Below are 21,226 nucleotides of genomic sequence, written 5' to 3' on the forward strand. Positions count from 1 at the left end.
GCGGCTTCGCCTGTTGCCTCCCTGCCCCGCTTTGCGGCGGATGCCGCTTCCCTCCGCGAAAACCTTGCCCCGTTCCGGCACAGGTCCTATTCAATCGGAAACCCGGTTGAAGACGGCAGGCAGACACCCCATGCGCATTCTGATCACCAATGACGACGGCATCAGTGCCGAAGGGCTCACCATCCTCGAATCCATCGCCCATGCGGTCGCAGGCCCCGATGGCGAGGTCTGGACCGTGGCGCCCGCCTTTGAGCAATCCGGCGTCGCCCATTGCATCAGCTATACCCGCCCCACCATGCTCAGCCAGCTGGACGAACGCCGTTTTGCCGCCGAAGGCTCACCCGCCGACTGCGTGCTGGCGGGACTGCATGTGGTGATGCACGGCCAAAGGCCCGACCTGGTGCTGTCCGGTGTGAACCGCGGCAACAACTCGGCGGAGAACGCGCTGTACTCCGGCACGCTGGGCGGCGCGATGGAGGCCGCGCTGCAGGGCATCCCGGCCATGGCGCTGTCGCAGTATTACGGGCCTGCCAACCGGGAGACAGACAATCCGTTTGAGGCCGCTGCCGTGCACGGCGCCGCGCTGATCCAAAAGATCCTGGCCGCCCAGCCGCAGGATGCGCAGGACTACCGCCTGTTTTACAACATCAATTTCCCGCCGGTCCCGGCCGCGGACGTCAAGGGCGCCCGCGTGGCGCCGCAGGGGTACCGCCATGGCTGCCATTTCTCGGCTGAGGAGCAGCTGTCGCCCACCGGGCGCCGCTATCTGTGGATCCGCGGCGGCAACCAGCATGTGGAAGCCACGCCCGGCTCAGACGCCGCAGTCAACCTGGACGGCTATATCTCCGTCACCCCGATGCGCGCCGACCTGACCGCGGGCGATGCCATGGATGCGCTGAAGGCGGTCGAATGGACGGGCGAGTGAGCGCAGCAATGAACGGACCCGATCCGGAAACCAAGATGCAGTTCCTGTACTCCGTGCGCTCGCGCGGGGTGACGGACCAGAAAGTGCTGGAAGCGATCGAAGAGATCGACCGCGGCCTGTTCGTGCGCGGCATCTTTGCACAGCGTGCCTATGAGGACGTGCCGCTGCCGATCGCCTGCGGCCAGACCATTTCGCAGCCCTCGGTGGTGGGCATGATGACCCAGGCGCTGCAGCTGTCGCAGCGCGACACCGTGCTGGAGGTGGGCACCGGCTCCGGCTATCAGGCGGCGATCCTGTCGAAACTGGCACGCCGTGTCTACACCATCGACCGCCACGCCCGCCTGGTGCGCGAGGCGCGGGCCGTGTTCGACGGCCTGCGGCTTTCCAATGTGACATCGCTGGTGGGCGACGGCAGCCACGGTCTGCCGGACCAGGCGCCGTTTGACCGCATCATCGTGACCGCGGCCGCCGAGGATCCGCCCGGGCCGCTCTTGGCGCAGCTTAAGACCGGCGGCATCATGGTGCTGCCAGTGGGGCAGTCGGACCATGTGCAAACCCTGATCCGGGTGCGCAAAACCGATGACGGGCTGGAGTATGACGAATTGCGCCCGGTGCGGTTTGTGCCGCTGCTGGAAGGCCTGGGCAAGGACAGTTAGGACCGCTGCCGCAGTTCGCAAGCTGCGTTTGATATTCCTGCGCCGCCCCCGTAAACTGACGGCGGAATTCAGCCGCCGGCTGGATTGCATGGGCTATAGTGATTGACGCGAGAGAATCCCCGCGAAAAAGGGGAAGCGTGTTTTGAGGAGAGCAAGATGACCCGGACCACCCCCACCCGGACCGCATCCCGCGGGCTGCCCCGTATTATGCTGCCCCGGGCACGGCTGCTGGCCCTGCTGCCGCTGGCCGGGGTGCTGGCCGCCTGCCAAAGCCCGCTGGATTACGACCTGCGCGGCCAGCTTGGCGCCTTCAACACCGCCACCGCCGCCCAGTCGGCCACCTCCAGCCGGCCCGCTCCGGACGGCCGCGGCCTGATCACCTACCCCTCTTACCAGGTGGCGGTGGCGCAGCGCGGCGACACCGTCTCGGATGTAGCCGCGCGCATCGGCCTGCCACCGGAGGAGGTCGCCCGCTACAACGGCATGGAGACCGGCGACAAAATGCGCCAGGGTGAAGTGCTGGCCTTGCCGCGCCGGGCGCCTGCCAGCCTGTCCGAAGGCGGCAGCTCCACCCCGGGCTCTGTGGATATCGCGTCCCTGGCCGGCCAGGCGATCGAAACCGCACCGCTGACCTCGCCCAATCCGGGCTCGGTGACGACCACCGCGATCCAGCCGGCGCCCAAGCCGCAGCCTGCCAAGGTGCAGCGCGGCCCTGAACCGGTGCGCCACAAGGTGAAACGCGGCGAGACCGCCTATACCATCTCGCGGCTGTATCAGGTGCCGGTGAAGTCGCTGGCGGAATGGAACGGCCTGGGCAGCGATTTCGCGGTGCGCGAAGGCCAGTTCCTGCTGATCCCGCTGAAAGCAGAGCGCACAGCGGAGGTGACCCCTGCCGCAACCGCCGTTCCGGTGGCGGTGACCGAACCCGGCACCGGGTCCGAAACGCCGGTGCCGCCCAGCGCCAGCAAGCCTTTGCCGGAAGAGAAAGTGGAGCCCGCCGCAGTCAAGCCCGCGGCCGAGACCCTGCCCAAACCGGAACTGCCGAAACCCACCCGCGCCAGCAGCGCGGCGATGGCCTATCCGGTGCGGGGGAAGATCATCAAGACCTACTCGAAGGGCCGCAATGACGGGATCGACATCGCTGCCGCGCCCGGCGCGCCGGTCAACGCCGCCGAAGCCGGCACCGTGGCCGCGATCACCAAGGATTCCAACAACGTGCCGATCGTGGTGATCCGCCACAGCCAGAAGCTGCTGACGGTTTACCAGAACGTCGACAACATCACCGTCAAGAAGGGCGAGAGCGTCGCCCGCGGCCAGCGCATCGCCTCGTTGCGCGGCGGCGATGACGCCTACGTGCATTTCGAGGTCCGCGACGGATTCGAAAGCATCGACCCGCTGAGCTACCTGAACTGACAGAGGTAAAGCTCTGTTAACATGCAAAAGCCCGGCTGGCTGGCCGGGCTTTTCCCGTTTCCGGCAACTCTCAGCGCCCTGTGTGTCCTAGCGCAGCGCCACCCCGTGCCGCCCGGCCAGATCGGTGAAGAATTGCCAGGCGACCCGGCCAGAGCGCGCGCCCCGGGTGGCCTGCCACTCTACCGCCTCCGCCCGCAATCCCTCTGCGTCCACCTTGACACCGTAAGCGGCGCAATAGCCCGCGATCATCGCCAGGTAGTCGTCTTGATCGCAGGGGTGGAAGCCCAGCCACAGGCCAAAGCGGTCCGAAAGGGAGACCTTCTCCTCCACCGCCTCGGACGGGTTGATGGCGCTGGAGCGCTCGTTCTCGATCATGTCCCGCGGCATCAGGTGGCGGCGGTTGGAGGTGGCATAGAACACCACATTCTCCGGCCGCCCCTCGATCCCGCCGTCCAGCACCGCCTTGAGGCTTTTGTAATGCTGGTCGTCATGGCTGAACGACAGGTCATCGCAGAACAGGATAAACCGGTGCTCCGAGCCGCGCAGGTGGTTCAACAGCCGCGCGACCGACGGCAGATCCTCGCGCTGCAGCTCCACCAGTTTCAAGTCCGGGTGATCGCCGGCCAATGCCCCGTGCACGGCTTTGACAAGGCTCGACTTGCCCATGCCGCGGGCGCCCCACAACAGCGCGTTGTTGGCGGCGAACCCCTGCGCAAAACGGCGGGTGTTCTCCAAGAGCGTATCGCGGGAACGGTTGATGCCGACCAGCAGGTCGAGATCCACCCGGTTCACCTGTTCAACGGCCTCCAGCCGCTCCGGCCCCACATGCCAGACAAAGGCGCTGGCCGCGTTGAAATCGGGGGTTTCCAAAGGCGCCGGAGACATCCGCTCCAGCGCCTCGGCAATGCGGGTCAATGCGATCTGGTCCATGGGGTGCCTCCGTCGGTAAGTCGACGGATTTCAAAGCATGTTCCGGCAAGGCCGGCAAGGGGAAGAACCGGCCTAAGCCAGGCCCTTGCGCCGCGCTGCCATTCTGCGGCCGTCCCGGATGTTCAATCCCATCATGGTGAGATTCAGCGCGCCGGCCAGCAGCTCAACGCCCTGCACAAAGACGAAGGCACCGTCAAAGTTTCCGGCACTTGCCTTGGCTTCAAGGAAGAAGGCCGCCGGCAGGAGGATCAGCAAACCGTTCGCGGCAATCAAGGGCATGCGTTTTTTCTTCGCAGCGGCCGGCGCATCTTTACGCCGCCGCCCGATGGCCATGCCAGATCCACCAGCGATGGCCATCGCCGGGATCAGGGCAAACATGCCAATAAGGATTCTGGATTTGACCAGGGCTATGGTTTCCGGTGTTCCAAAGGCCTCGCTCAGCACCGTGGAACTCCAAAACGTCAGGATGATCAGAAAGGCGGTGACACCTGCGGCTGCGTGAATTTTCTGTTTCATGGCTGTTGCATCCCAAACAGGTCAGGCGACGCAATGGTTGGCGACTGCCAGTTTCTTGAACAAATGCGGCCGCGTGACCGCGCTTTCCGGGTATCGGGCAATCCGGCTTTGAAACTCGGGGTTCATGAAGGCCGCGCGAAAGCTTTGGACATCCTGCCAGACAGCATAATTCACGTATGTGGCGCTGCCTGCGATCCCCTTGTGCATCTGCGTCGAAATGTACCCGGGCTGCGACTTCATGAAGTCGGCGTCATGCGCCCAAGCCTCCAGCAAGGCCTGCTCATCAGACGGGTCGATGGTGAACACATTCATCAGAACAACAGGCCCTTCCCGGGCCTCCATCTGATCGGCAAGCGTGACGGCGGCGTCCAGTTCAGCAAGTCCAGGCATGTCGGTTCCTTTCAATTAATATAGCTTGCTATGTATCATTGCATAGCTTGCTATTCAAGTGCAGATGAGAACTATGGAATTCGAGAAAGAAAACTCCGCCGGTTATCTGGTCAACCACACCGCCCGCCTGTTTGCTGCCGGGCTGCAGGAGCGCATCACTCCGCTTGGCATCACCATCGGGCAATTCCCCATCCTGCTGGAACTCTGGGTCAAGGACGGGGTGACCCAGCGCGAGCTTCTGGAAAAACTGGCGCTGGAACAAGCGACCCTGGCCAATACGCTGAACCGCATGGAAAGAGACGGGCTGATCGTCAGAAAGAAACACCCTGCGGACGCGCGGTCGCAGCAAATTTGGCTGACAAAAAAAGGACAGGCGCCCCGGGACAGTGCCTACCAGGCCGCCAACGATCAGAATGAACATTCCCTAGCGCCCCTGTCAGACGAGGAAAGAGAGCAGTTCCTGGGCTTGATGCGGCGGATCATCAATGCTGCGCACAGCGGCTGACTGCACGCCCGGCGGCCTCCTCGCCCCCGGTCAAACGTAAAAAAAGCGCGCCCTCTCAGGCGCGCTTCTTCGTTTCAAACCGTCTCCGGCTTACTTGTCCTTGCCGTCCTCGGCCTCGAACTCGGCCATCATCGGATCGTCTGGATGGGCATCCATCTCATCCTCATCATCATAGTAGCCGTCGGCGCGCAGCTGCGCCTCGCGCTTGGCCTCGACCCGGCGGACCAGGAAGATCGAGATTTCATAAAGCCCGTAAACCACCACAAACAGGATGATCTGGGTGATCACATCCGGCGGCGTCACCAGTGCGGCCAGCACCAGGATCGCCACCACCGCATATTTGCGGACCGAGCCCAGGCCCTCGGCGCTGACCAGACCCGCCTTGCCCATCAGCGTCAGCAGCACCGGCAGCTGGAAACACAAGCCAAAGGCCACGATGAACTTGATCGTCAGGTTCAGATACTCCTGCGCAGAGCCCTGGAACACCACGCTGAGGCCCTGAGTGACCTCCTCGCCGGTAATCGCCTCGCCAGAGGCGCCGAACTGCTGGAAGCCCAGGAAGAAGTCATAGGCCAGCGGGGTGACGACGTAGAAGGCAAAGCTCGCGCCCAGCAGGAACATGAAGGGCGAGGCCACCAGGAACGGCAGGAACGCGCCCTTCTCAGACTTGTACAGCCCCGGCGCCACAAACCGCCACATCTGGAAGCCGATATAGGGAAACGCCAGAATGAAACCGCCCAGGAAGGAGATCTTGATCGCGACAAAGAAGCCCTCCTGCGGGCTGATGAAGATCAGCGAGCAGTCCTGGCCGCTCTCGGCCAGCACCTGGCACAGGGGCGCGGTGAGGAAGTTGAACACCGGCGTTGCCACGGTGAAACAGATCACCATGCCCACGATAAACGCCAGCACCGAATGGATCAGCCGGGTGCGCAGCTCGGCCAGATGTTCGATCAGCGGCGCGCTTGAGTCGTCGATCTCATCCGTGTTGCTCATGGCTTGGCCTCATCATCCGTCTTCAGCGCCGCCTCGGCGGCATCCGCCTTGGCCATCGCCTCTTCCGCCTCGCGCGCCTTGCGCTCCGCTGCGGCCCGCGCGGTGGAGGCCTGGATCTTCTTGGCATCCTCCGCGCGCTGCGCCGCCAGCTTTCCGGTCTCGCTATCGGGATCGAATTTGGTCGGGTCGATCGACGAGGCCATCTCCTGCGCCGCCTGCTTGACCCCGTCCATGGCAGAGCCCATAGGGTTCGACGCGGCCTTCAGGCCCTTGGCGACCTCATTGACTCCGGCCTCATCCGCCGCGTCATGCATCGCCCGGCTGAACTCGCGCGCCATCCCCTTGGCCTTGCCCACGAACCGCCCGACATTGCGGAACAGCACCGGCAGGTCCTTGGGGCCGACCACGATCAGCGCGACAATGCCGATGACCAGCAGTTCGGTCCACCCAAGATCGAACATCCGCGCTTAGACCTTATCTTTTTCGGTCTCGGGGGTCACGTCCTTGGCCGAGTCCGCGGAGTCCTGCTCCAGTTCATTGCTGCCTTCGCTGATGCCCTTCTTGAACGAGGTGATGCCTTTGCCGACCTCGCCCATCAGCGAAGAAATCTTGCCGCGGCCGAACAGGACCAGAACCACAACGGCGATGAGCAGCAGGCCAGGCAGGCCGATGTTGTTGAGCATGAAAGTCTCTCCTTACGTGATCCGGCGCGGATTGGCGGCGCCGGTGGAATTGTTCGCTACGGGTTTAGCGCGCGGGCTGCTTTGAGCGAAAGCAACAAGCCGTGCAGAAATGCCCCCCAGCGGGCGGATTTGGCAGTTTTTGCCGCCCGCCCGCATCCAACTGACAGGTTTATGTCAGTTGCGGTGCGGTAAATCCAGCCCATCACAGCAAATCAGGAGAAACGTGATGACCAAACATGTCGCCGAAATCGTGACCTTCAAACTGGCTGATGGCATCAGCACGGCGGATTTCACCGCTCTGATGCAGCGCACCGAAGGGTTTGTGCGCGCCCAGGCGGGCTTTGTCACCCGCCAGCTGAGCCAGGGCGCGGATGGCCGCTGGACCGACTACGTGGTGTGGAAGGACATGGCCACCGCGCAAAAGGTGGCGCAGGACTTCATGCAGCAGGATTTCAGCCCGGAGGTGATGGCGGCGATTGCCCCCGGCAGCACCCAAATGCGCCACGAAGAGGTTCAGTGGCAGATGGCCCCCTGACCCCTTGGGGCTGCGCCGCTCCCGGGCGGGCGCAGCCCTTGACCTCCTCCCTCCCCCGCGCGAAGGCTAGGGCCATGCGCCGCACCGACCGCCTTTTCGAAATCATCCAGATCCTGCGCGACGGGAAGCTGCACCGCGCCCAGGACATCGCCGAACGGCTGGAGGTTTCCACCCGCACCATCTACCGCGACATGGACACGCTGATGGCCTCCGGCGTGCCGGTGGAGGGTGAGCGCGGCGTCGGCTACATGGTGCGCGAGCAGATCAGCCTGCCGCCGCTCACCCTGACGCCGGAGGAGCTGGAGGCGCTGAACCTCGGCATGGCCATCGTGGCAGAGGCCGCCGATCCGGACCTCAAGGCCGCCGCCCAGTCGCTGGCGGCCAAGGTGGATGCGGTGCTGCCGGAGCAAACCATCGCCGAGGCCGACGCCTGGAAATTCGCGGTCTACCCGTTTGCGGACGCGGCGCGCGCCCTGGCCCACATGCCGGCGCTGCGGGCCGCGATCAAAGCCCGCCAGAAGCTGCAGCTGAGCTACCGCCGCATCGACGGCACCCTGACCGAACGCAAAATCCGCCCGCTGCACATGGAATACTGGGGCCGTGTCTGGACCCTGACCGCGTGGTGCGAAACGCGGCAGGATTTCCGGGTATTCCGGGTCGACCTGATCGAAAACGCACAGGCCCTGCCCGAGCTGTTCGTGGATGAACCCGGCAAACGTCTGCAGGACTACGATCCATACGGCTCCTAAGGTCCTCTCTTCTTCTGGCCGAAAATATCCCGGGGGAGCCGCCACAGGCGGCGAGGACAGCGCCCCCCTGTCCCAGCTCATAGCTTTCACGCCGGGTCTCAGGTCCGCCTCAGGACTGTACGCAGCGCCGCGGAACATCCGGGCGGGCTCACACAGCGCGGCTTGCACCGCGCAGACGCGGAACACTTGGCCTGCCTGCTGCGTTGAGATGCTGACAGCACCAGGAGCCCGCGCCGATGTCCCAATCCCCGCTTCCCCCTACCCTGCATATCGCCCCCACCCTGATCACTCTGCTCGCCGCCTATGCCGTCCTCGGCTGTTTGCTGCTGGCTGGTTCGGTGATAGCCGCCGATTTCGTCGTGCCGGACCATGACTGGGTCGCGGACACGATCAGCGACCTTGGCGCGGGGCGCTATGAATTCATCGTTGATTCGGGGCTCTATGCCTTCTCCGCCGCGCTGGTGGCCATCGCTGTTGCCGCCTCCCATGTGCATCTGGGCGGCCGCGGCTGGAGTTTCGGAATCGTCGCTTTTGCGCTGATGGGGCTGATTGTCTTCCTGGTCGGCGCGCGCAACGAATACGGCGACAGCGACAACGAGGGCGTGGTGATCCACATCTACCTCGTCTACGCACTGGGGGTGCTGATGGCGGTCGCGCCCTGGGTGATGGCAGGTGCGGCGGGTCAGATGGGCCAAGGCTACACCCGGATGCTGCGGGCCATTGCAGTGATCTGGACGCTGACGGCGCCGGTGTTCTTTTTCCTGCCCACCGGCATCGACGGCGTGTACGAGCGCGGCCTGGGCCTGCTGGCGATCGTGGCCGTCTGCACCATGGCGCACTTGCTGCTGCGGTACGGGCGCGCGTTGCGCTGACAGCTGCCGCACCAGCAGTCGATGTGCTGGGGCGGCGTTTACCTTTGTGCAAATACTCCGGGGGGGCCGCCAGCGGCGGCGGGGGAGCGCCCCCTAGCCGAGTTCGAAACTTGTCACGCCGAAAATCAGGTCCGTCTCCAGCTGCGGCGCGGCGCCCCGGTACATCCGGGCGGTCTCAAAAACCGGCGCCAGCCCGAGGCCGCGCGCCATGTCCACCGCCGCAGAATGGGGTTCCGGCACATCCAGGAACACCTCCTGCCCGGCCGGCAGCTCCTGCAGCAGGCGCGCCAGCACTGCCTCCGCCGCCGGACGGGAGGCCGCCACCAGCGGCCCGATCTTGCAGCCGCTGCCGCAGGGCCGAAGGGTGCCGAACCCGGCAAAGTCCCCATCCTGATACGCGGCAAAGGAGTGGTGCCCCTCCGCCCCCAGCCACTGCTGCCAGAAGGCCCGGCGCGGTGCCGGGAAAACGCGGGCGTCCAGCGCCTCCAGCTCCGGCGTGGGGGCACTCAGCGGGGACAGTTCAAAATCCGCAGACGCCTCCGGCCTGTCGGCAGGCACCCCGCCAAAGCGGATATTGCGGTACGCCAGCTCAAAGCCTGAGCGGCAGTAATTCCCTTGCTGATCCACCACCCCGTCAAGGCCGACAACCCGGTCCCCGGCATGTTCCAGCGCGTTCTGCCACAGCGCATAGCCATAGCCCTGCCCGCGGTATTCCGGCGCCACGATGTAGAAGCCGAGGAACGAAAACGCCTGCCCGTAATTCACCACTGAGATGCAGGCGATCATCTGCCCGTCCAGGAAGCCGCCCCAGAATCCTTCGGGATCAACGCTGGCAAAGCACGCCGCATCGCTGTGCCCTGGGTTCCAGCCTTCGCGCGCGGCCCAGTCCACAGCGGTCTCGATTTCAGCCCGCGTCAACGCCCGGATCTGATAGCTGCCCTGCATCTGCACCTCCTGTTTCCCCGGGTGCAGAATGCCCCTTGAACCTCAGGCGGGAAAGACGAAACAGCGGTTGCGGCGCACTGTCAGCCACATCACCCGGCCCTTTTCCGGCAGGAAGACATTCGGCACCGTCGCCTTAAGGACTGAGCCGTCAAAGTCCATGCGGAACTCGACCAGGCTTTCGCTGCCCAGGAAGCGGGCACGCTCCACCACTGCGCGCGCGGCAACACCATCGCTGGGGGTGGGCAGCGGCCCCTGGCCGCCGCGGTCGAAGTCGATGCGCAAATGCTGCGGGCGGAACACGATCTCCACCGCGGTGCCATCGGCCACCCCCGGCGCGAGGAACTCGCCAAAGGCGGTGCGCGCCAAGGCGCCGTTCACCTCGGCCTTCAGCACGTTTACATCGCTGAAGAACGCCACCGCCGCCTTGTCCACCGGGTGAGTATAGACGTTGTAAGGCGCGCCCTGCTGCACGATCTTGCCGCCCCGCATCAGGGCGATCTCGTCGGCCATCCGCATCGCCTCTTCCGGCTCATGCGTGACCAGTAGGACGGCGGCGTCCTCTTCCTTCAAGAGGCTCAGCGTCTCATCCCGGATGCCGTCGCGCAGCCGGTTATCAAGGCCCGAGAACGGCTCATCCATCAGCATGATCCGCGGTTTGGGCGCAATCGCGCGCGCCAGCGCCACCCGCTGCTGCTCACCGCCCGAGAGCTGGTGCGGGTAGCCGTCGATAAAGCGCTTGAGCGACACCCGGTTCAACAGCTCCTCCACCCGCGCGCGCTTCTCGTCCTTGCTGCCCTTCAGGCCAAAGCCGACGTTGTCAGCAACGCTCAGGTGCGGGAACAGGGCAAAGTCCTGGAACATCAGCCCGATCTTGCGCCGCTCCGGCGGCACCCGGAACACGGTGTCGCAGATCAGTTTGCCATCGACATAGATCTCGCCGCTGTCCTGCATCTCCACCCCGGCGATCATCCGCAGCGTGGTGGACTTGCCGCAGCCCGAGGGCCCCAAAAGGCAGGTCACCTGCCCTGCCTGGATCTGCAGTGAGACATCGTCGACCACCGCGCGGCCCTCGAAGAAGCGCCGGATATTGCGGATCTCCAGCCGCGGCGGGGCCATGGTGCTGTGCATCTCGGCGGGGGCAGTGTTCATGAGGCCTCGGGGCTGTTTCCGATGAAAACGCTTGGGTTCACGCCGGGATAGCAACCCTGCTCAGCCGCCGCAAGCGGTCAGAAAAGCCGCGGACGGTCAAGAAACCACGCTGAGGGCGGCGTCCGTCCGAGGGCGGGGAAGCGAAGCGTCCGCCCGTGCGGGCGGACGGACGCTGCCCGGCGGTGCCGCCGGGCGGTAGATTTCAATTGCGAATGGACCGTTCTAACAACACCCTGGCGCGGCGCCGTTCTGCTCCAGCCCGTTGAAAGGCGAATTGCCGCCGCAGCCGGCAAAGATCCCATAATGGGTTTCAAACGAGCCGATGAACTCGAAATGCGGCGCCAGGCGGGTGTCCTGCAGCATCATCCAGGTATTGCCGCAGACCGGAAACACCTTGCCCGCTTCGATGATGTGGTGGTCGTCCAGTGCAAACACATGCGGCGCGTGCTCGATTGTGCCTTTATAGATCACCGCCTGGCCGTAATCCTCGCAGGCGGGCTCCAAGGCAGGCAGCTTGAACAGCCGGTAGGTGGCTGACAGAAACTTGAGCGGCTGCACCCGCTTCTCCAGCACCGGATTTTCGATGGTCAACAGGCGCGAGGTTACCATCCGCGGGTCCTTGAACCCGGTTTCCTTGGCGATGCTCAGGAAGTCATTCCAATACAGCGCCCCGGACAGGCATTCGCCATAGAGCACCTCATCCTCCGCCATCGCCTGCGGCACCCGGCGGTCGGCGTAGACGTCGGAGAAATACATCTCGCCGCCCTCTTTCAGCAGATGATAGGCGCCGCGCAGCACAGCGCCCTTGTCGGTGGCCAAGTTGATCACGCAGTTGGAGACGATGATGTCAAAGGAGCCCGGCTCCAGGTCCAGTTCCTCCAGCTTCTCAATATAGCCGTGGTGGAACTCAACATTGGACTTGGCATAGCCAAAGGCCTCAGCGTGATAGTCCTGATGGCGCCGCGCCACCTCCAGCTGCGCCGGTGTCATGTCGACACCCACCACCTTGCCATGCTCCCCCACCAGCGCCGACAGCGCATAGACATCGCGGCCCGCGCCGCAGCCCAGATCAAGGATGCGCGCGCCCTCCAGCGCCTCCGGCGCGATCAGGCCGCAGCCGTAATAGCGGGTCAGCACCTCGTCATGGATCTTGGACAGAACCGCCTTCACATGGTCCGGCAGATCGTCCGGCGTGCAGCAGGCGTTGGTCTGGAGATCGCCGCTGCCCTGCAGCACCTCGCCGTAATAGGTCTGCACGTTTTCATGTTTCATGGGGGCGCCTTTCCTGATGGTTCCGGACCATTGGGATAGCGCCCCCCAAGCACCCGGGCAATCGGGCTGGCGGGAAGTCTGACGCAAGTGTGATTGAGTGTGCGATACAAAGCTCTGAGGACAGTGCCGGTCCGCGGACGGGCGCTGCCCGGCGTGCCGCCGGGCGAACGAGGAGTGTGTACGTTAACTCACCCTTCCGGCAGCAGCTCAAACGCTGCCTCGGCGCGTACCTTGCCGTTCACCATCAGTTCGATCCGGTGCGGCCCGGGCACCAGTTTGAAGGTCGTCGCATCCCCCTTCAGCTTGTGCTTCTTGCCCAGCTCCAGCGTGCCGCCGGCGATCCTGGCCTGCTTCAGTTTGAACACCTTGGCCGACGCTTTCCCGCCAGGGCGCTGGAAATGCAGGATATAATCCACCAGCACCGGCGCGCCCGCAGCGCCTTCCAACCGGCAGGAGAGCTCCAGCGCCTCGCCGATGCGCACAGCCTCGGGAACTGTGACAAACGCGTCCAAGGCCAGATCCGGATCATACCCCAGCATCGCCATCGCCCGCGGATGGCCCGCCTTGACCAGCCCGCGCAGGGCGTGGGAGGTCATCCAGTCCAGCTCCTTGCGGTCCTGCTGTCCAGCCTCGCGCCAACTTTCCAAGCGGTCCATGACCAGATCTGGATCCTTCTTGGCAACGTCATTCAGATGATTGGCAACCGAGCGGGTGACATAGCGCGTGCCGTCCCCGTGCAGCCGGTCCAAAAGCGGCAGCGGCTCTGCCAGTTGCAGCCCCACCGCTTCACCCCAGGGCAGCCGCGGGCGGGTGCCTTCACTGACCAGCCGCCGCACATGATAACTGCTGTGTCCGGCCCAGTCGTTCATCCGTTCCAGCACCTCCGCGGGCCAGCGGTTCAGGAACGGCCGGATCGCCCATTCCATCGAAAACCGCTGGGTGATCTCTTCCAGCAGGTCCAGCGACAGATCCCGGTGCGCCTCAAGCCCCCGCGCGGCGACATACTCCCCCAAGGGGGCAAAGATGAAATCGCCAAAATCATCATCCGTCTTATCCGGGTCCAGCGGCGGCGGCAGCGCTTTCACCAGCACCGGCGCTGCCTCCGGCAACGGGTCCGGCAAGTGATCCGCCAGCACCTGCGCAATCAGCGTGATCCGCTGCTTCAGCTCCAGCGCCGGCAGCTCCGCCATCACCTGGGCTTCAAAGGTTTCAGCATCAAACCCAGTCTCAGCCGCGGAAAAAAGGCCCGCCAGATAGCGGACCTTGCCGCGGTTGAACAGCTGATCCTTCAGGGAAAAACCGCTGGCCATGCACGGCTCCTTACATCGTGGTGTTGGTGGCGCCGCCGTCCAGCAGGATGTTCTGCCCGACCATGAACCCCGCATGCTGCGAGCACATGAAAGCACAGGTCGCGCCGAACTCCTGACGGGTGCCGTAACGGCCCGCCGGGATGGTGGCACAACGCTGCGCCTTGGCGTCCTCCACCGAGATCCCCTGCGCCTTCGCGGCTCCTCCGTCCAGCGCCTCTGCCCGGTCGGTGGCATGAATGCCCGGCTGCAGGTTGTTGATGATGACGCCCTTTCCCGCCACCTGCCGCGCAGTGCCCGCGACATAGCCGGTGAGGCCCGCCCGCGCCGCATTCGACAGCCCCAGCACCGGGATCGGCGACTTGACCGAGACTGAGGTGATATTGACCACCCGCCCCCAGCCGCGCTCCATCATGCCCGGCACCAGCGCCTTGATCAGCGCAATCGGGGTCAGCATGTTGGCATCCAGCGCCTTGATGAAATCCTCGCGGTCCCAATCGGTCCACATGCCCGGCGGCGGCCCGCCCGCATTGGTGACCAGGATGTCCACGCCCTCAGCCGCATCCAGCACCTGCTGCTGCCCCTCCGGCGTGGTCACGTCGGCGGCCACCGTCACCACATCCACGCCATAGGCGTCACGGATCGCCTGCGCCGAGGCCTCCAGCGCCTCCGCCCCGCGGGCATTCATCACCAGGTTCACGCCTGCCTCCGCCAGCGCCTCGGCGCAGCCCAGACCCAACCCCTTGCTGCTGGCACAGACCAGCGCGCGCTTGCCCGAAACACCCAGATCCATTGTCGTCCTCCCTCGGGAATCTTCACCGTTCGCGCGGAGCTTGCACTGACCGCCCCGCGAAAGCCAGCCCCGCGCGCCCTGCCCCAAACGTTAACTGGTCGGAAAATCCGCCTCTTCCGGACCGTTTTCTGCCACATTTCTGCGGCAAATCTATTGGACAGCGCCCCGCACGGGCCCACAGTGGGAACGAAACACAAAGCCGCTCATGGGACAGACCTTGACCGCCAGCCTCACCTCCGTCCAGGCCTGCCTGGCCGAGCATTTCCGTGCCGAATGCGGCGCCAATGCAGGCGACCCGCTGGGCGTGCTCGAGGATCTGGTGCTGGATGACGTCTACATGCTCGATGCCGCCTCTGCACAGCGGCGGCTGGGCATCGCCGCCCATCACGACGGCAGCCTCTCCATTGCGGAGAACTCCGCGCTTGGCACCCCCGGCGCCGCGCTGCACCTGGATTGCCTGCTGACCCTGATGCCCGACCGCGGCCCCAACACCGAAACCCTGGTGATGGTGGAGGCCGACGCCGAAGGCTACATCGCTGGCATCTACCTGGTGCCGCTCGCCCCCTTGCAGCCGCAGATGCCCTATACCCTGGTCAAGGCTGAGCGCGAGCCTGCCCGGCGCAAGCTGGCGCAGTCGGCCTGCGTCTCCTTTACCCGCGGCACCTGCATCACGCTGTCCACCGGCGCGCAGCGCCCCATCGAAGACATGCGCCCCGGCGACCGCGTCCTCACCCGCGACGACGGCATCCAAGAGGTGCGCTGGGTCGGCCAGTCCACCCTGCGCGCGGTCGGCGATCTGGCCCCGGTCCTGATCCGCAAGGGCGCCTTGAACAACGCCCGCGACCTGATCGTCAGCCCCGCCCACCGGCTGATGGTCTACCAGCGCAGCGACGAGATCGGCGCCGGCGCCCCAGAGATCCTGGTCCGCGCCCGCGACCTGGTGAACGGCGACAGCGTGGTGGTGCTGGACGGCGGCTTTGCCGATTACTTCCAAATCCTGTTCGACCGCCACCACATCATCTACGCCGAGGGCATCGCCGCCGAGAGCACCTTCCTCGACCCCGTCACCCGCCCCGCGCTGCCGGAGGATATCTGGGTCACGCGCTCAGCACACCAGCACGCCCCCCTGCCCGCCGCCCACAAGCGCGGCGCCCATGGGCTGGATGTGAGCCGGTCACTCTTGGACCGGCCTGATGCGGTGGGGCTGCTGAAGCGGGCTTCGTTGCGGTAGGTGCTCAATGAGGCCCCGGCCTGCCAATCCGCTGTGCCTTCAAGCGCCGCCTGATTTGCTCCGCGAAAGTTGAAGTCCTGATCAGGGTGTCACCGCAAAATGCGCTCCAGCAGTTCATGCCGGCGGAACGGTTTTGAGAGGAAGTCGTTCATGCCTGCAGCCAAACAGGCTTCGACATCGCTGGGTTGCGCGTTGGCGGTCAGTGCAATGATCGGACATTCCGGCAGCTCAGCTTGCTGTTCATGCTCGCGTATCAGGCGCGTTGCTTCCAGCCCGCCAAGGACGGGCATGGACAGGTCCATCAGGATCAGGTCACTGCCATCGGCCTTGTAGGCATCCAGCGCAATCTGGCCATTTCCGGCGAAACGAAGCTCGGCACCGGTCGATTTCAGCATCTTGCGAACAACCAACTGGTTGGTTCTGTTGTCTTCGGCCACCAGAATGCGCATGCCCGAAAGCGCCTCTGGCGGCATTCTGGGAACCGGAATGCCGGATTGAATGTTAAGCGCGGTCCTGTGAGCCTGGGAACGGACCGCCGCCGAGGTGCTTGCCTGTTGTGCAGCGCGCCAGTCCGGCTGCGGCAGATCCAAGCCCACCGTAAAGACCGACCCTTCGCCGGGCATGGACGATGCGGTGATTGTGCCCCCCATCCGCTCCACCAGCGCCCGGGTGATCGCCAGCCCCAGGCCGGTCCCCTCAATCACACGCGCAGCGCGGCGGTCGACCTGTTCGAACGCGGAAAAGATCCACTTAAGCTGAGTTTTCTCAATCCCTATGCCGGTGTCGCTGACCTGAATGCGCAGGGGCAAGGTTGCGGCCCCGGGATCATAGGTGACGCTGACGCACACATGTCCGTCTTCGGTGAATTTGATCGCGTTGCCCAGCAGGTTCATCAGAATCTGGCGGATCTTGCTGGCATCGCCGGTAAATTCGCGGGGTGCGTTGTCGGGGTAATCCGTGCGCAGTTCAATGCCCTTGTAGGCGGCTCTGGCCCACAGCAGGGTTCCAACATCCTGAACAAGCTCCAGCAGTGAAAACGGCGCGTCGTGAAGCGATATCTTGTCGGCCTGGATCTTGGAAAAGTCGAGCACGTCATTGATGACACTGAGCAACGCAGTCGCCGAGTTGAAGATCGTGTCTGCAAACAGCTGCTGCTGCTCGTCCAGTTCCGTCTCCTTCAGCAACTCACAGATTCCGATGATTCCATTCATCGGCGTCCTGATTTCATGGCTCATATTGGCCAGAAACCGCTCCTTGGCCTGGCTCGCCTCCTCGGCCTTATCGAGGGCCAGTTTGGTGAGCTCCAGGGCCTCGTCCCGCTCCCGTTCCGATGTGACATCAGACGAGGAGCCGACCAAGTAAGTCAGGCGGCCATCCTTGTTAAACACCGGCCGCAGTGTCGTGCTGAGGTATTTGGCCTTATGCTCCGTGGGAAGGACAATGTCATATGTCGCCTCCTCGCCGCTGCTGATGACTGCCAAATGATGGTTCAAGGCGCGGCGGCCGGTCGCCCCGCCATAAAGCTCAAGCGCCGTCTTGCCTGCGTAATCACTGTACTTGAACTTAGTGAACTGCCGCGACTTAGTATTCATGGCGACATAGCGCGGCAACCCGTCTTTGCCCACCTCCAGGACGATCACGGCAAGTTCAACTGCGTCCAGAATTTCAAAATGATCGGAGAATTCACCCAGTTGCACGTGCCGGTCCTAAAACGGATAAGTCTATAAGTTCCTGTACCACACAGGCCTAGCGTAAACGTTACAGAAAAAGCGTTAGCAAAATACAGGCAAGACAGAATTCGGTCCTGTCCAGCGGCCAGGATACGGGGACAGCCGTTTTCCTTGCCTCTTTCGCGGTTTGTGGATACAGCCACCCGCATGTTGGACACCGCTGCAAACCGCCCCGAACTGCCGCCCGAAATAGCGCGGCGCCGGACCTTTGCGATCATCTCGCACCCGGACGCCGGCAAGACCACGCTGACTGAAAAGTTCCTGCTGTACGGCGGCGCGATTCAGATGGCCGGACAGGTGCGCGCCAAGGGTGAGGCGCGGCGCACGCGCTCGGACTTCATGCAGATGGAGAAGGACCGCGGGATCTCCGTCTCCGCCTCGGCGATGTCTTTTGATTTCAGCGGCTTCCGCTTCAATCTGGTAGACACGCCCGGCCACTCGGACTTTTCCGAGGACACCTACCGCACCCTGACGGCGGTGGATGCGGCGGTGATGGTGATAGACGGCGCCAAAGGTGTGGAAAGCCAGACCCAGAAGCTGTTCGAGGTCTGCCGCCTGCGCGACCTGCCGATCCTGACCTTCTGTAACAAGATGGACCGCGAGAGCCGGGACACCTTTGAAATTATTGACGAAATCCAAGAAATGCTGGCGATCGACGTGACCCCCGCCAGCTGGCCTATCGGGGTGGGCCGCGATTTCATCGGCTGCTACGACATGCTGCGCGACCGGCTGGAGCTGATGGACCGCGCCGACCGCAACAAGGTGGCGGAAAGCATCGAGATCAACGGCCTGGACGACCCCAAGCTGGCCGAGCATGTGCCGGAGCATCTTCTGGAAAAGCTCTTGGAAGAGGTTGAGATGGCGCGCGAGCTGCTGCCCGCCCTGGACCCGCAATCGGTGCTTGAGGGCCACATGACGCCGATCTGGTTCGGCTCCGCCATCAACTCCTTCGGCGTCAAGGAACTGATGGACGGCATCGGCAAATACGGCCCCGAGCCGCAGCCCCAATCCGCCGAGCCCCGTCAGGTCAGCCCGGAGGAAAAGAAGGTCGCCGGATTTGTCTTTAAAGTTCAAGCCAATATGGACCCCAAGCACCGCGACCGGGTGGCGTTTGTGCGGATGGCAAGCGGCCACTTCAAGCGCGGCATGAAACTGACCCATGTGCGCACCAAAAAGCCGATGGCGGTGTCCAACCCGGTGCTGTTCCTGGCCTCCGACCGGGAACTGGCGGAAGAAGCCTGGGCCGGCGACATCATCGGCATCCCCAACCACGGCCAGCTGCGCATCGGCGACACGCTGACCGAGGGAGAGGCGATCCGGGTGACCGGCATCCCGTCGTTTGCGCCGGAATTGCTGCAAGGCGTGCGCGCCGGCGACCCGATGAAGGCCAAGCATCTGGAAAAGGCGCTGATGCAGTTTGCCGAGGAAGGCGCGGCCAAGGTGTTCAAACCCTCGATCGGCTCCGGATTCATCGTTGGTGTCGTCGGGCAGCTGCAGTTTGAGGTACTCGCCTCCCGGATCGAGATGGAATACGGCCTGCCGGTGCGGTTTGAAGCGAGCCAGTTCACCTCGGCCCGCTGGGTCAGCGGCGACAAGGCGGCGGTGGACAAGTTCACCAACGCCAACAAGCAGCACATCGCCCATGACCACGATGGTGACATCGTCTATCTGACGCGGCTGCAGTGGGATATCGACCGGGTGGTGCGGGATTATCCCGACCTGCACCTGACCGCGACCAAGGAAATGATGGTCTGACAAGAACGCCCGGCCTTCCGGGCGTTCTTCCTTGCATCCTTCTGCGGCCGCCAGCAGATTCGCCGGCCCGGCCGCAGCACCGCAATTGCCCTGGACACTTCCCGGATTCCGGGTGATTTGTTTCCTTTCTGCATAGCCAGCAGGCAAAAATACTGGAAAATCCGGCATTAATTGACGATGGCCCGGGATTTTGATATGCCCCGCAGCGAGCCGGAAGCTGCCATCCCGCATGACCTTTGCGGATCCGGCTGGAACACACACGCGCGGGCCAGGTCAGTGTCCGCAATGACGGACACAGATGACAAAATTTACCGATCTGAACCTGAATCCCAAGGTCCTCAAAGCTATTGAGGAAGCTGGTTACGAAACCCCCACGCCGATCCAGGCCGGTGCGATCCCGCCCGCGCTGGAAGGGCGCGATGTTCTGGGAATCGCCCAGACCGGCACTGGCAAGACCGCGTCGTTCACGCTGCCGATGATCACCCTGCTGGCCCGTGGCCGCGCCCGCGCCCGGATGCCGCGCAGCCTGGTGCTGTGCCCGACCCGTGAGCTGGCCGCCCAGGTGGCGGAAAACTTCGACACCTATGCCAAGCATGTGAAGCTCACCAAGGCGCTGCTCATCGGCGGTGTGTCCTTCAAGGAGCAGGACGCGCTGATCGACAAGGGCGTCGACGTGCTGATCGCCACCCCGGGCCGCCTGCTGGACCATTTCGAGCGCGGCAAGCTGCTGCTCACCGGCGTGCAGATCATGGTGGTGGACGAGGCCGACCGGATGCTCGACATGGGCTTCATTCCGGATATCGAACGCATCTTCTCGCTGACGCCGTTCACCCGCCAGACGCTGTTCTTCTCCGCCACCATGGCGCCGGAGATCGAGCGGATTACCAATACCTTCCTGTCGGGTCCGGCCCGCATCGAAGTGGCCCGCCAGGCCACCGCGTCGGAGACCATCGAACAGGCAGTGGTGCAGGTCAAACCGTCGCGCCGCGACCGCGAGGGCAGCGAAAAGCGCACGGTCCTTCGCGCGCTGATCGACGGCGAGGGCGACAAGCTGACCAACGGCATCATCTTCTGCAACCGCAAGACGGACGTGGATATCTGCGCGAAATCGCTGAAGAAATACGGCTATGACGCCGCTGCCATTCACGGCGACCTGGACCAGAGCCAGCGGACCAAAACGCTGGACTCCTTCCGTGACGGAGCGTTGCGCATCCTGGTGGCTTCGGATGTGGCCGCACGCGGCCTGGACGTGCCCAGCGTCAGCCATGTGTTCAATTTCGACGTCCCGGGCCATGCCGAGGACTATGTCCACCGCATCGGCCGCACCGGCCGTGCCGGCCGCGAGGGCAAGGCAATCACCATCTGCACGCCGCGCGACGAAAAGGCGCTGGATGCGGTGGAGAAGCTGATCCAGAAGGAAATCACCCGCCTGGAGAACCCGGTGAAAACGGAGCCCAAACGGGAAAAGCCGTCCCGCTCCGCCAAGCCGGACACTGCCAAGCCGGAGAGCGCCAAGCCGGAGGCCAAGGCAGATGCTGAGGCGCGCGCACCGCGCAAGGAGGACAAGCCCGCGCAGAAGCCCGAGCGCTCCTCGTCGCGCGGGAAATACGGCAAGCGCGACGACAAGGCCGTGGTTGGCATGGGCGACCACCTGCCGAGCTTCATCGCGCTCAGCTTTGCCGAACGCCGCGCCAGCTGACCAGCGCGACAGAACATTTCGCGGCCGCTCCTTTTGGGGCGGCCTTTTTATTTGCGGCGCCTGCGGCTGCGGCCATGCAGATGCAGCATAAGGACCTTTGCACTTGCAGCATACCGGGTCTTCGAACTTGGCCAGTGTCAGCCCGCGGCAACGGGCGTATAGGGAACGCAACACTGAA

Annotated in this window: 22 protein-coding genes; 10 read left to right on the forward strand and 12 right to left on the reverse strand. The window is 64.1% G+C overall.

From position 1 onward, the window contains the following. Positions 1–130 precede the first annotated feature (130 nt). From surE to ACTRWG_RS13860, 3 genes are all read left to right on the forward strand, one after another. Positions 131–925, forward strand: coding sequence for a 5'/3'-nucleotidase SurE (surE, locus tag ACTRWG_RS13850; protein ID WP_027237134.1), 795 nt, complete (start codon positions 131–133; stop codon positions 923–925). 8 nt (positions 926–933) lie between these two features. Beyond that, positions 934–1,581 carry a protein-L-isoaspartate(D-aspartate) O-methyltransferase gene (locus ACTRWG_RS13855; protein ID WP_027237133.1) on the forward strand — a complete coding sequence of 216 codons (648 nt, stop codon included), beginning with the start codon at positions 934–936 and terminating at the stop codon, positions 1,579–1,581. Between the two features lie 156 nt (positions 1,582–1,737). Then, positions 1,738–2,994, forward strand: coding sequence for a peptidoglycan DD-metalloendopeptidase family protein (locus tag ACTRWG_RS13860; RefSeq protein ID WP_027237132.1), 1,257 nt, complete (start codon positions 1,738–1,740; stop codon positions 2,992–2,994). Between the two features lie 87 nt (positions 2,995–3,081). Here ACTRWG_RS13860 and ACTRWG_RS13865 read toward each other — a convergent pair whose 3' ends face one another. From ACTRWG_RS13865 to ACTRWG_RS13875, 3 genes are all read right to left on the reverse strand, one after another. Next, positions 3,082–3,924, reverse strand: coding sequence for an ATP-binding protein (locus ACTRWG_RS13865; protein ID WP_027237131.1), 843 nt, complete (start codon positions 3,922–3,924; stop codon positions 3,082–3,084). A 72-nt stretch (positions 3,925–3,996) separates the two neighbouring features. After that, positions 3,997–4,368, reverse strand: coding sequence for a hypothetical protein (locus tag ACTRWG_RS13870; protein WP_245597390.1), 372 nt, complete (start codon positions 4,366–4,368; stop codon positions 3,997–3,999). 93 nt (positions 4,369–4,461) lie between these two features. Next, entirely contained in the window at positions 4,462–4,830 is a 369-nt protein-coding gene (locus ACTRWG_RS13875; protein WP_027237129.1) for an antibiotic biosynthesis monooxygenase family protein, read from the reverse strand. A gap of 73 nt (positions 4,831–4,903) precedes the next feature. Between ACTRWG_RS13875 and ACTRWG_RS13880 the strand changes: the two genes are divergently transcribed. Beyond that, entirely contained in the window at positions 4,904–5,335 is a 432-nt protein-coding gene (locus ACTRWG_RS13880) for a MarR family winged helix-turn-helix transcriptional regulator (RefSeq protein ID WP_027237128.1), read from the forward strand. Between the two features lie 90 nt (positions 5,336–5,425). Here ACTRWG_RS13880 and tatC read toward each other — a convergent pair whose 3' ends face one another. The 3 genes from tatC to ACTRWG_RS13895 are packed head-to-tail and all read right to left on the reverse strand — an operon-like array spanning position 5,426 to position 7,011. Next, entirely contained in the window at positions 5,426–6,328 is a 903-nt protein-coding gene (gene tatC, locus ACTRWG_RS13885) for a twin-arginine translocase subunit TatC (RefSeq protein ID WP_027237127.1), read from the reverse strand. Then, positions 6,325–6,789 (reverse strand): Sec-independent protein translocase protein TatB, encoded by a 465-nt coding sequence (gene tatB / locus ACTRWG_RS13890; RefSeq protein WP_027237126.1) that lies wholly within the window; start codon positions 6,787–6,789, stop codon positions 6,325–6,327. The genes tatC and tatB overlap by 4 nt, the downstream gene beginning before the upstream one ends. A 6-nt stretch (positions 6,790–6,795) precedes the next feature. After that, complete coding sequence (locus ACTRWG_RS13895; protein ID WP_027237125.1) at positions 6,796–7,011, reverse strand: twin-arginine translocase TatA/TatE family subunit; 216 nt, start codon at positions 7,009–7,011, stop codon at positions 6,796–6,798. A 226-nt stretch (positions 7,012–7,237) separates the two neighbouring features. Here ACTRWG_RS13895 and ACTRWG_RS13900 point away from each other — a divergent pair, with 226 nt between their 5' ends. From ACTRWG_RS13900 to ACTRWG_RS13910, 3 genes are all read left to right on the forward strand, one after another. Further along, positions 7,238–7,546: a hypothetical protein gene (locus ACTRWG_RS13900; protein ID WP_027237124.1), complete on the forward strand. Its 309-nt coding sequence runs from the start codon at positions 7,238–7,240 to the stop codon at positions 7,544–7,546. A 74-nt stretch (positions 7,547–7,620) separates the two neighbouring features. Continuing rightward, positions 7,621–8,295 (forward strand): helix-turn-helix transcriptional regulator, encoded by a 675-nt coding sequence (locus ACTRWG_RS13905; RefSeq protein WP_027237123.1) that lies wholly within the window; start codon positions 7,621–7,623, stop codon positions 8,293–8,295. Between the two features lie 236 nt (positions 8,296–8,531). After that, positions 8,532–9,167 carry a DUF998 domain-containing protein gene (locus ACTRWG_RS13910; protein ID WP_051357819.1) on the forward strand — a complete coding sequence of 212 codons (636 nt, stop codon included), beginning with the start codon at positions 8,532–8,534 and terminating at the stop codon, positions 9,165–9,167. A gap of 93 nt (positions 9,168–9,260) precedes the next feature. On the opposite strand, the gene ACTRWG_RS13915 is transcribed toward ACTRWG_RS13910, so the two are convergent. From ACTRWG_RS13915 to ACTRWG_RS13935, 5 genes are all read right to left on the reverse strand, one after another. Beyond that, a complete protein-coding gene (locus ACTRWG_RS13915) occupies positions 9,261–10,112 on the reverse strand; it encodes a GNAT family N-acetyltransferase (protein ID WP_462829468.1) in 852 nt (283 codons plus the stop codon). A gap of 42 nt (positions 10,113–10,154) precedes the next feature. Continuing rightward, positions 10,155–11,261 (reverse strand): ABC transporter ATP-binding protein, encoded by a 1,107-nt coding sequence (locus tag ACTRWG_RS13920; protein ID WP_259956770.1) that lies wholly within the window; start codon positions 11,259–11,261, stop codon positions 10,155–10,157. A 222-nt stretch (positions 11,262–11,483) separates the two neighbouring features. Continuing rightward, positions 11,484–12,533, reverse strand: a complete 1,050-nt coding sequence (locus ACTRWG_RS13925; protein WP_462829469.1) for a methyltransferase domain-containing protein — start codon at positions 12,531–12,533, stop codon at positions 11,484–11,486. Positions 12,534–12,721: 188 nt separating this feature from the next. Further along, positions 12,722–13,843 (reverse strand): hypothetical protein, encoded by a 1,122-nt coding sequence (locus ACTRWG_RS13930; RefSeq protein ID WP_462829470.1) that lies wholly within the window; start codon positions 13,841–13,843, stop codon positions 12,722–12,724. Positions 13,844–13,853: 10 nt separating this feature from the next. Continuing rightward, positions 13,854–14,633, reverse strand: coding sequence for an SDR family oxidoreductase (locus ACTRWG_RS13935; RefSeq protein WP_027237117.1), 780 nt, complete (start codon positions 14,631–14,633; stop codon positions 13,854–13,856). 205 nt (positions 14,634–14,838) lie between these two features. Between ACTRWG_RS13935 and ACTRWG_RS13940 the strand changes: the two genes are divergently transcribed. Further along, positions 14,839–15,864 (forward strand): Hint domain-containing protein, encoded by a 1,026-nt coding sequence (locus ACTRWG_RS13940; protein WP_027237116.1) that lies wholly within the window; start codon positions 14,839–14,841, stop codon positions 15,862–15,864. Positions 15,865–15,953: 89 nt separating this feature from the next. On the opposite strand, the gene ACTRWG_RS13945 is transcribed toward ACTRWG_RS13940, so the two are convergent. Continuing rightward, positions 15,954–17,561: an ATP-binding protein gene (locus ACTRWG_RS13945; protein ID WP_027237115.1), complete on the reverse strand. Its 1,608-nt coding sequence runs from the start codon at positions 17,559–17,561 to the stop codon at positions 15,954–15,956. A 180-nt stretch (positions 17,562–17,741) separates the two neighbouring features. Between ACTRWG_RS13945 and ACTRWG_RS13950 the strand changes: the two genes are divergently transcribed. Continuing rightward, on the forward strand, positions 17,742–19,349 hold the full coding sequence (locus ACTRWG_RS13950) for a peptide chain release factor 3 (protein WP_027237114.1): 1,608 nt from the start codon (positions 17,742–17,744) through the stop codon (positions 19,347–19,349). 298 nt (positions 19,350–19,647) lie between these two features. Next, entirely contained in the window at positions 19,648–21,048 is a 1,401-nt protein-coding gene (locus ACTRWG_RS13955; RefSeq protein ID WP_027237113.1) for a DEAD/DEAH box helicase, read from the forward strand. The last annotated feature ends 178 nt before the right edge of the window (positions 21,049–21,226 follow it).

Source organism: Leisingera sp. G5_S3_59_S7 (assembly GCF_054968485.1).

What these genes read in the sequence shown, in the direction of transcription:
- ACTRWG_RS13930 (WP_462829470.1), bottom strand. Translation starts at nt 13,843, where the DNA reads ATGGCCAGCGGTTTTTCCCTGAAGGATCAGCTGTTCAACCGCGGCAAG.
- ACTRWG_RS13900 (WP_027237124.1), top strand. Translation starts at nt 7,238, where the DNA reads ATGACCAAACATGTCGCCGAAATCGTGACCTTCAAACTGGCTGATGGC.
- tatC (WP_027237127.1), bottom strand. Translation starts at nt 6,328, where the DNA reads ATGAGCAACACGGATGAGATCGACGACTCAAGCGCGCCGCTGATCGAA.
- ACTRWG_RS13935 (WP_027237117.1), bottom strand. Translation starts at nt 14,633, where the DNA reads ATGGATCTGGGTGTTTCGGGCAAGCGCGCGCTGGTCTGTGCCAGCAGC.
- ACTRWG_RS13920 (WP_259956770.1), bottom strand. Translation starts at nt 11,261, where the DNA reads ATGAACACTGCCCCCGCCGAGATGCACAGCACCATGGCCCCGCCGCGG.
- tatB (WP_027237126.1), bottom strand. Translation starts at nt 6,789, where the DNA reads ATGTTCGATCTTGGGTGGACCGAACTGCTGGTCATCGGCATTGTCGCG.
- ACTRWG_RS13950 (WP_027237114.1), top strand. Translation starts at nt 17,742, where the DNA reads ATGTTGGACACCGCTGCAAACCGCCCCGAACTGCCGCCCGAAATAGCG.
- ACTRWG_RS13955 (WP_027237113.1), top strand. Translation starts at nt 19,648, where the DNA reads ATGACAAAATTTACCGATCTGAACCTGAATCCCAAGGTCCTCAAAGCT.
- ACTRWG_RS13860 (WP_027237132.1), top strand. Translation starts at nt 1,738, where the DNA reads ATGACCCGGACCACCCCCACCCGGACCGCATCCCGCGGGCTGCCCCGT.
- ACTRWG_RS13940 (WP_027237116.1), top strand. Translation starts at nt 14,839, where the DNA reads ATGGGACAGACCTTGACCGCCAGCCTCACCTCCGTCCAGGCCTGCCTG.
- ACTRWG_RS13895 (WP_027237125.1), bottom strand. Translation starts at nt 7,011, where the DNA reads ATGCTCAACAACATCGGCCTGCCTGGCCTGCTGCTCATCGCCGTTGTG.
- ACTRWG_RS13910 (WP_051357819.1), top strand. Translation starts at nt 8,532, where the DNA reads ATGTCCCAATCCCCGCTTCCCCCTACCCTGCATATCGCCCCCACCCTG.
- ACTRWG_RS13855 (WP_027237133.1), top strand. Translation starts at nt 934, where the DNA reads ATGAACGGACCCGATCCGGAAACCAAGATGCAGTTCCTGTACTCCGTG.
- ACTRWG_RS13865 (WP_027237131.1), bottom strand. Translation starts at nt 3,924, where the DNA reads ATGGACCAGATCGCATTGACCCGCATTGCCGAGGCGCTGGAGCGGATG.
- ACTRWG_RS13880 (WP_027237128.1), top strand. Translation starts at nt 4,904, where the DNA reads ATGGAATTCGAGAAAGAAAACTCCGCCGGTTATCTGGTCAACCACACC.
- ACTRWG_RS13915 (WP_462829468.1), bottom strand. Translation starts at nt 10,112, where the DNA reads ATGCAGGGCAGCTATCAGATCCGGGCGTTGACGCGGGCTGAAATCGAG.
- ACTRWG_RS13875 (WP_027237129.1), bottom strand. Translation starts at nt 4,830, where the DNA reads ATGCCTGGACTTGCTGAACTGGACGCCGCCGTCACGCTTGCCGATCAG.
- ACTRWG_RS13925 (WP_462829469.1), bottom strand. Translation starts at nt 12,533, where the DNA reads ATGAAACATGAAAACGTGCAGACCTATTACGGCGAGGTGCTGCAGGGC.
- ACTRWG_RS13905 (WP_027237123.1), top strand. Translation starts at nt 7,621, where the DNA reads ATGCGCCGCACCGACCGCCTTTTCGAAATCATCCAGATCCTGCGCGAC.
- surE (WP_027237134.1), top strand. Translation starts at nt 131, where the DNA reads ATGCGCATTCTGATCACCAATGACGACGGCATCAGTGCCGAAGGGCTC.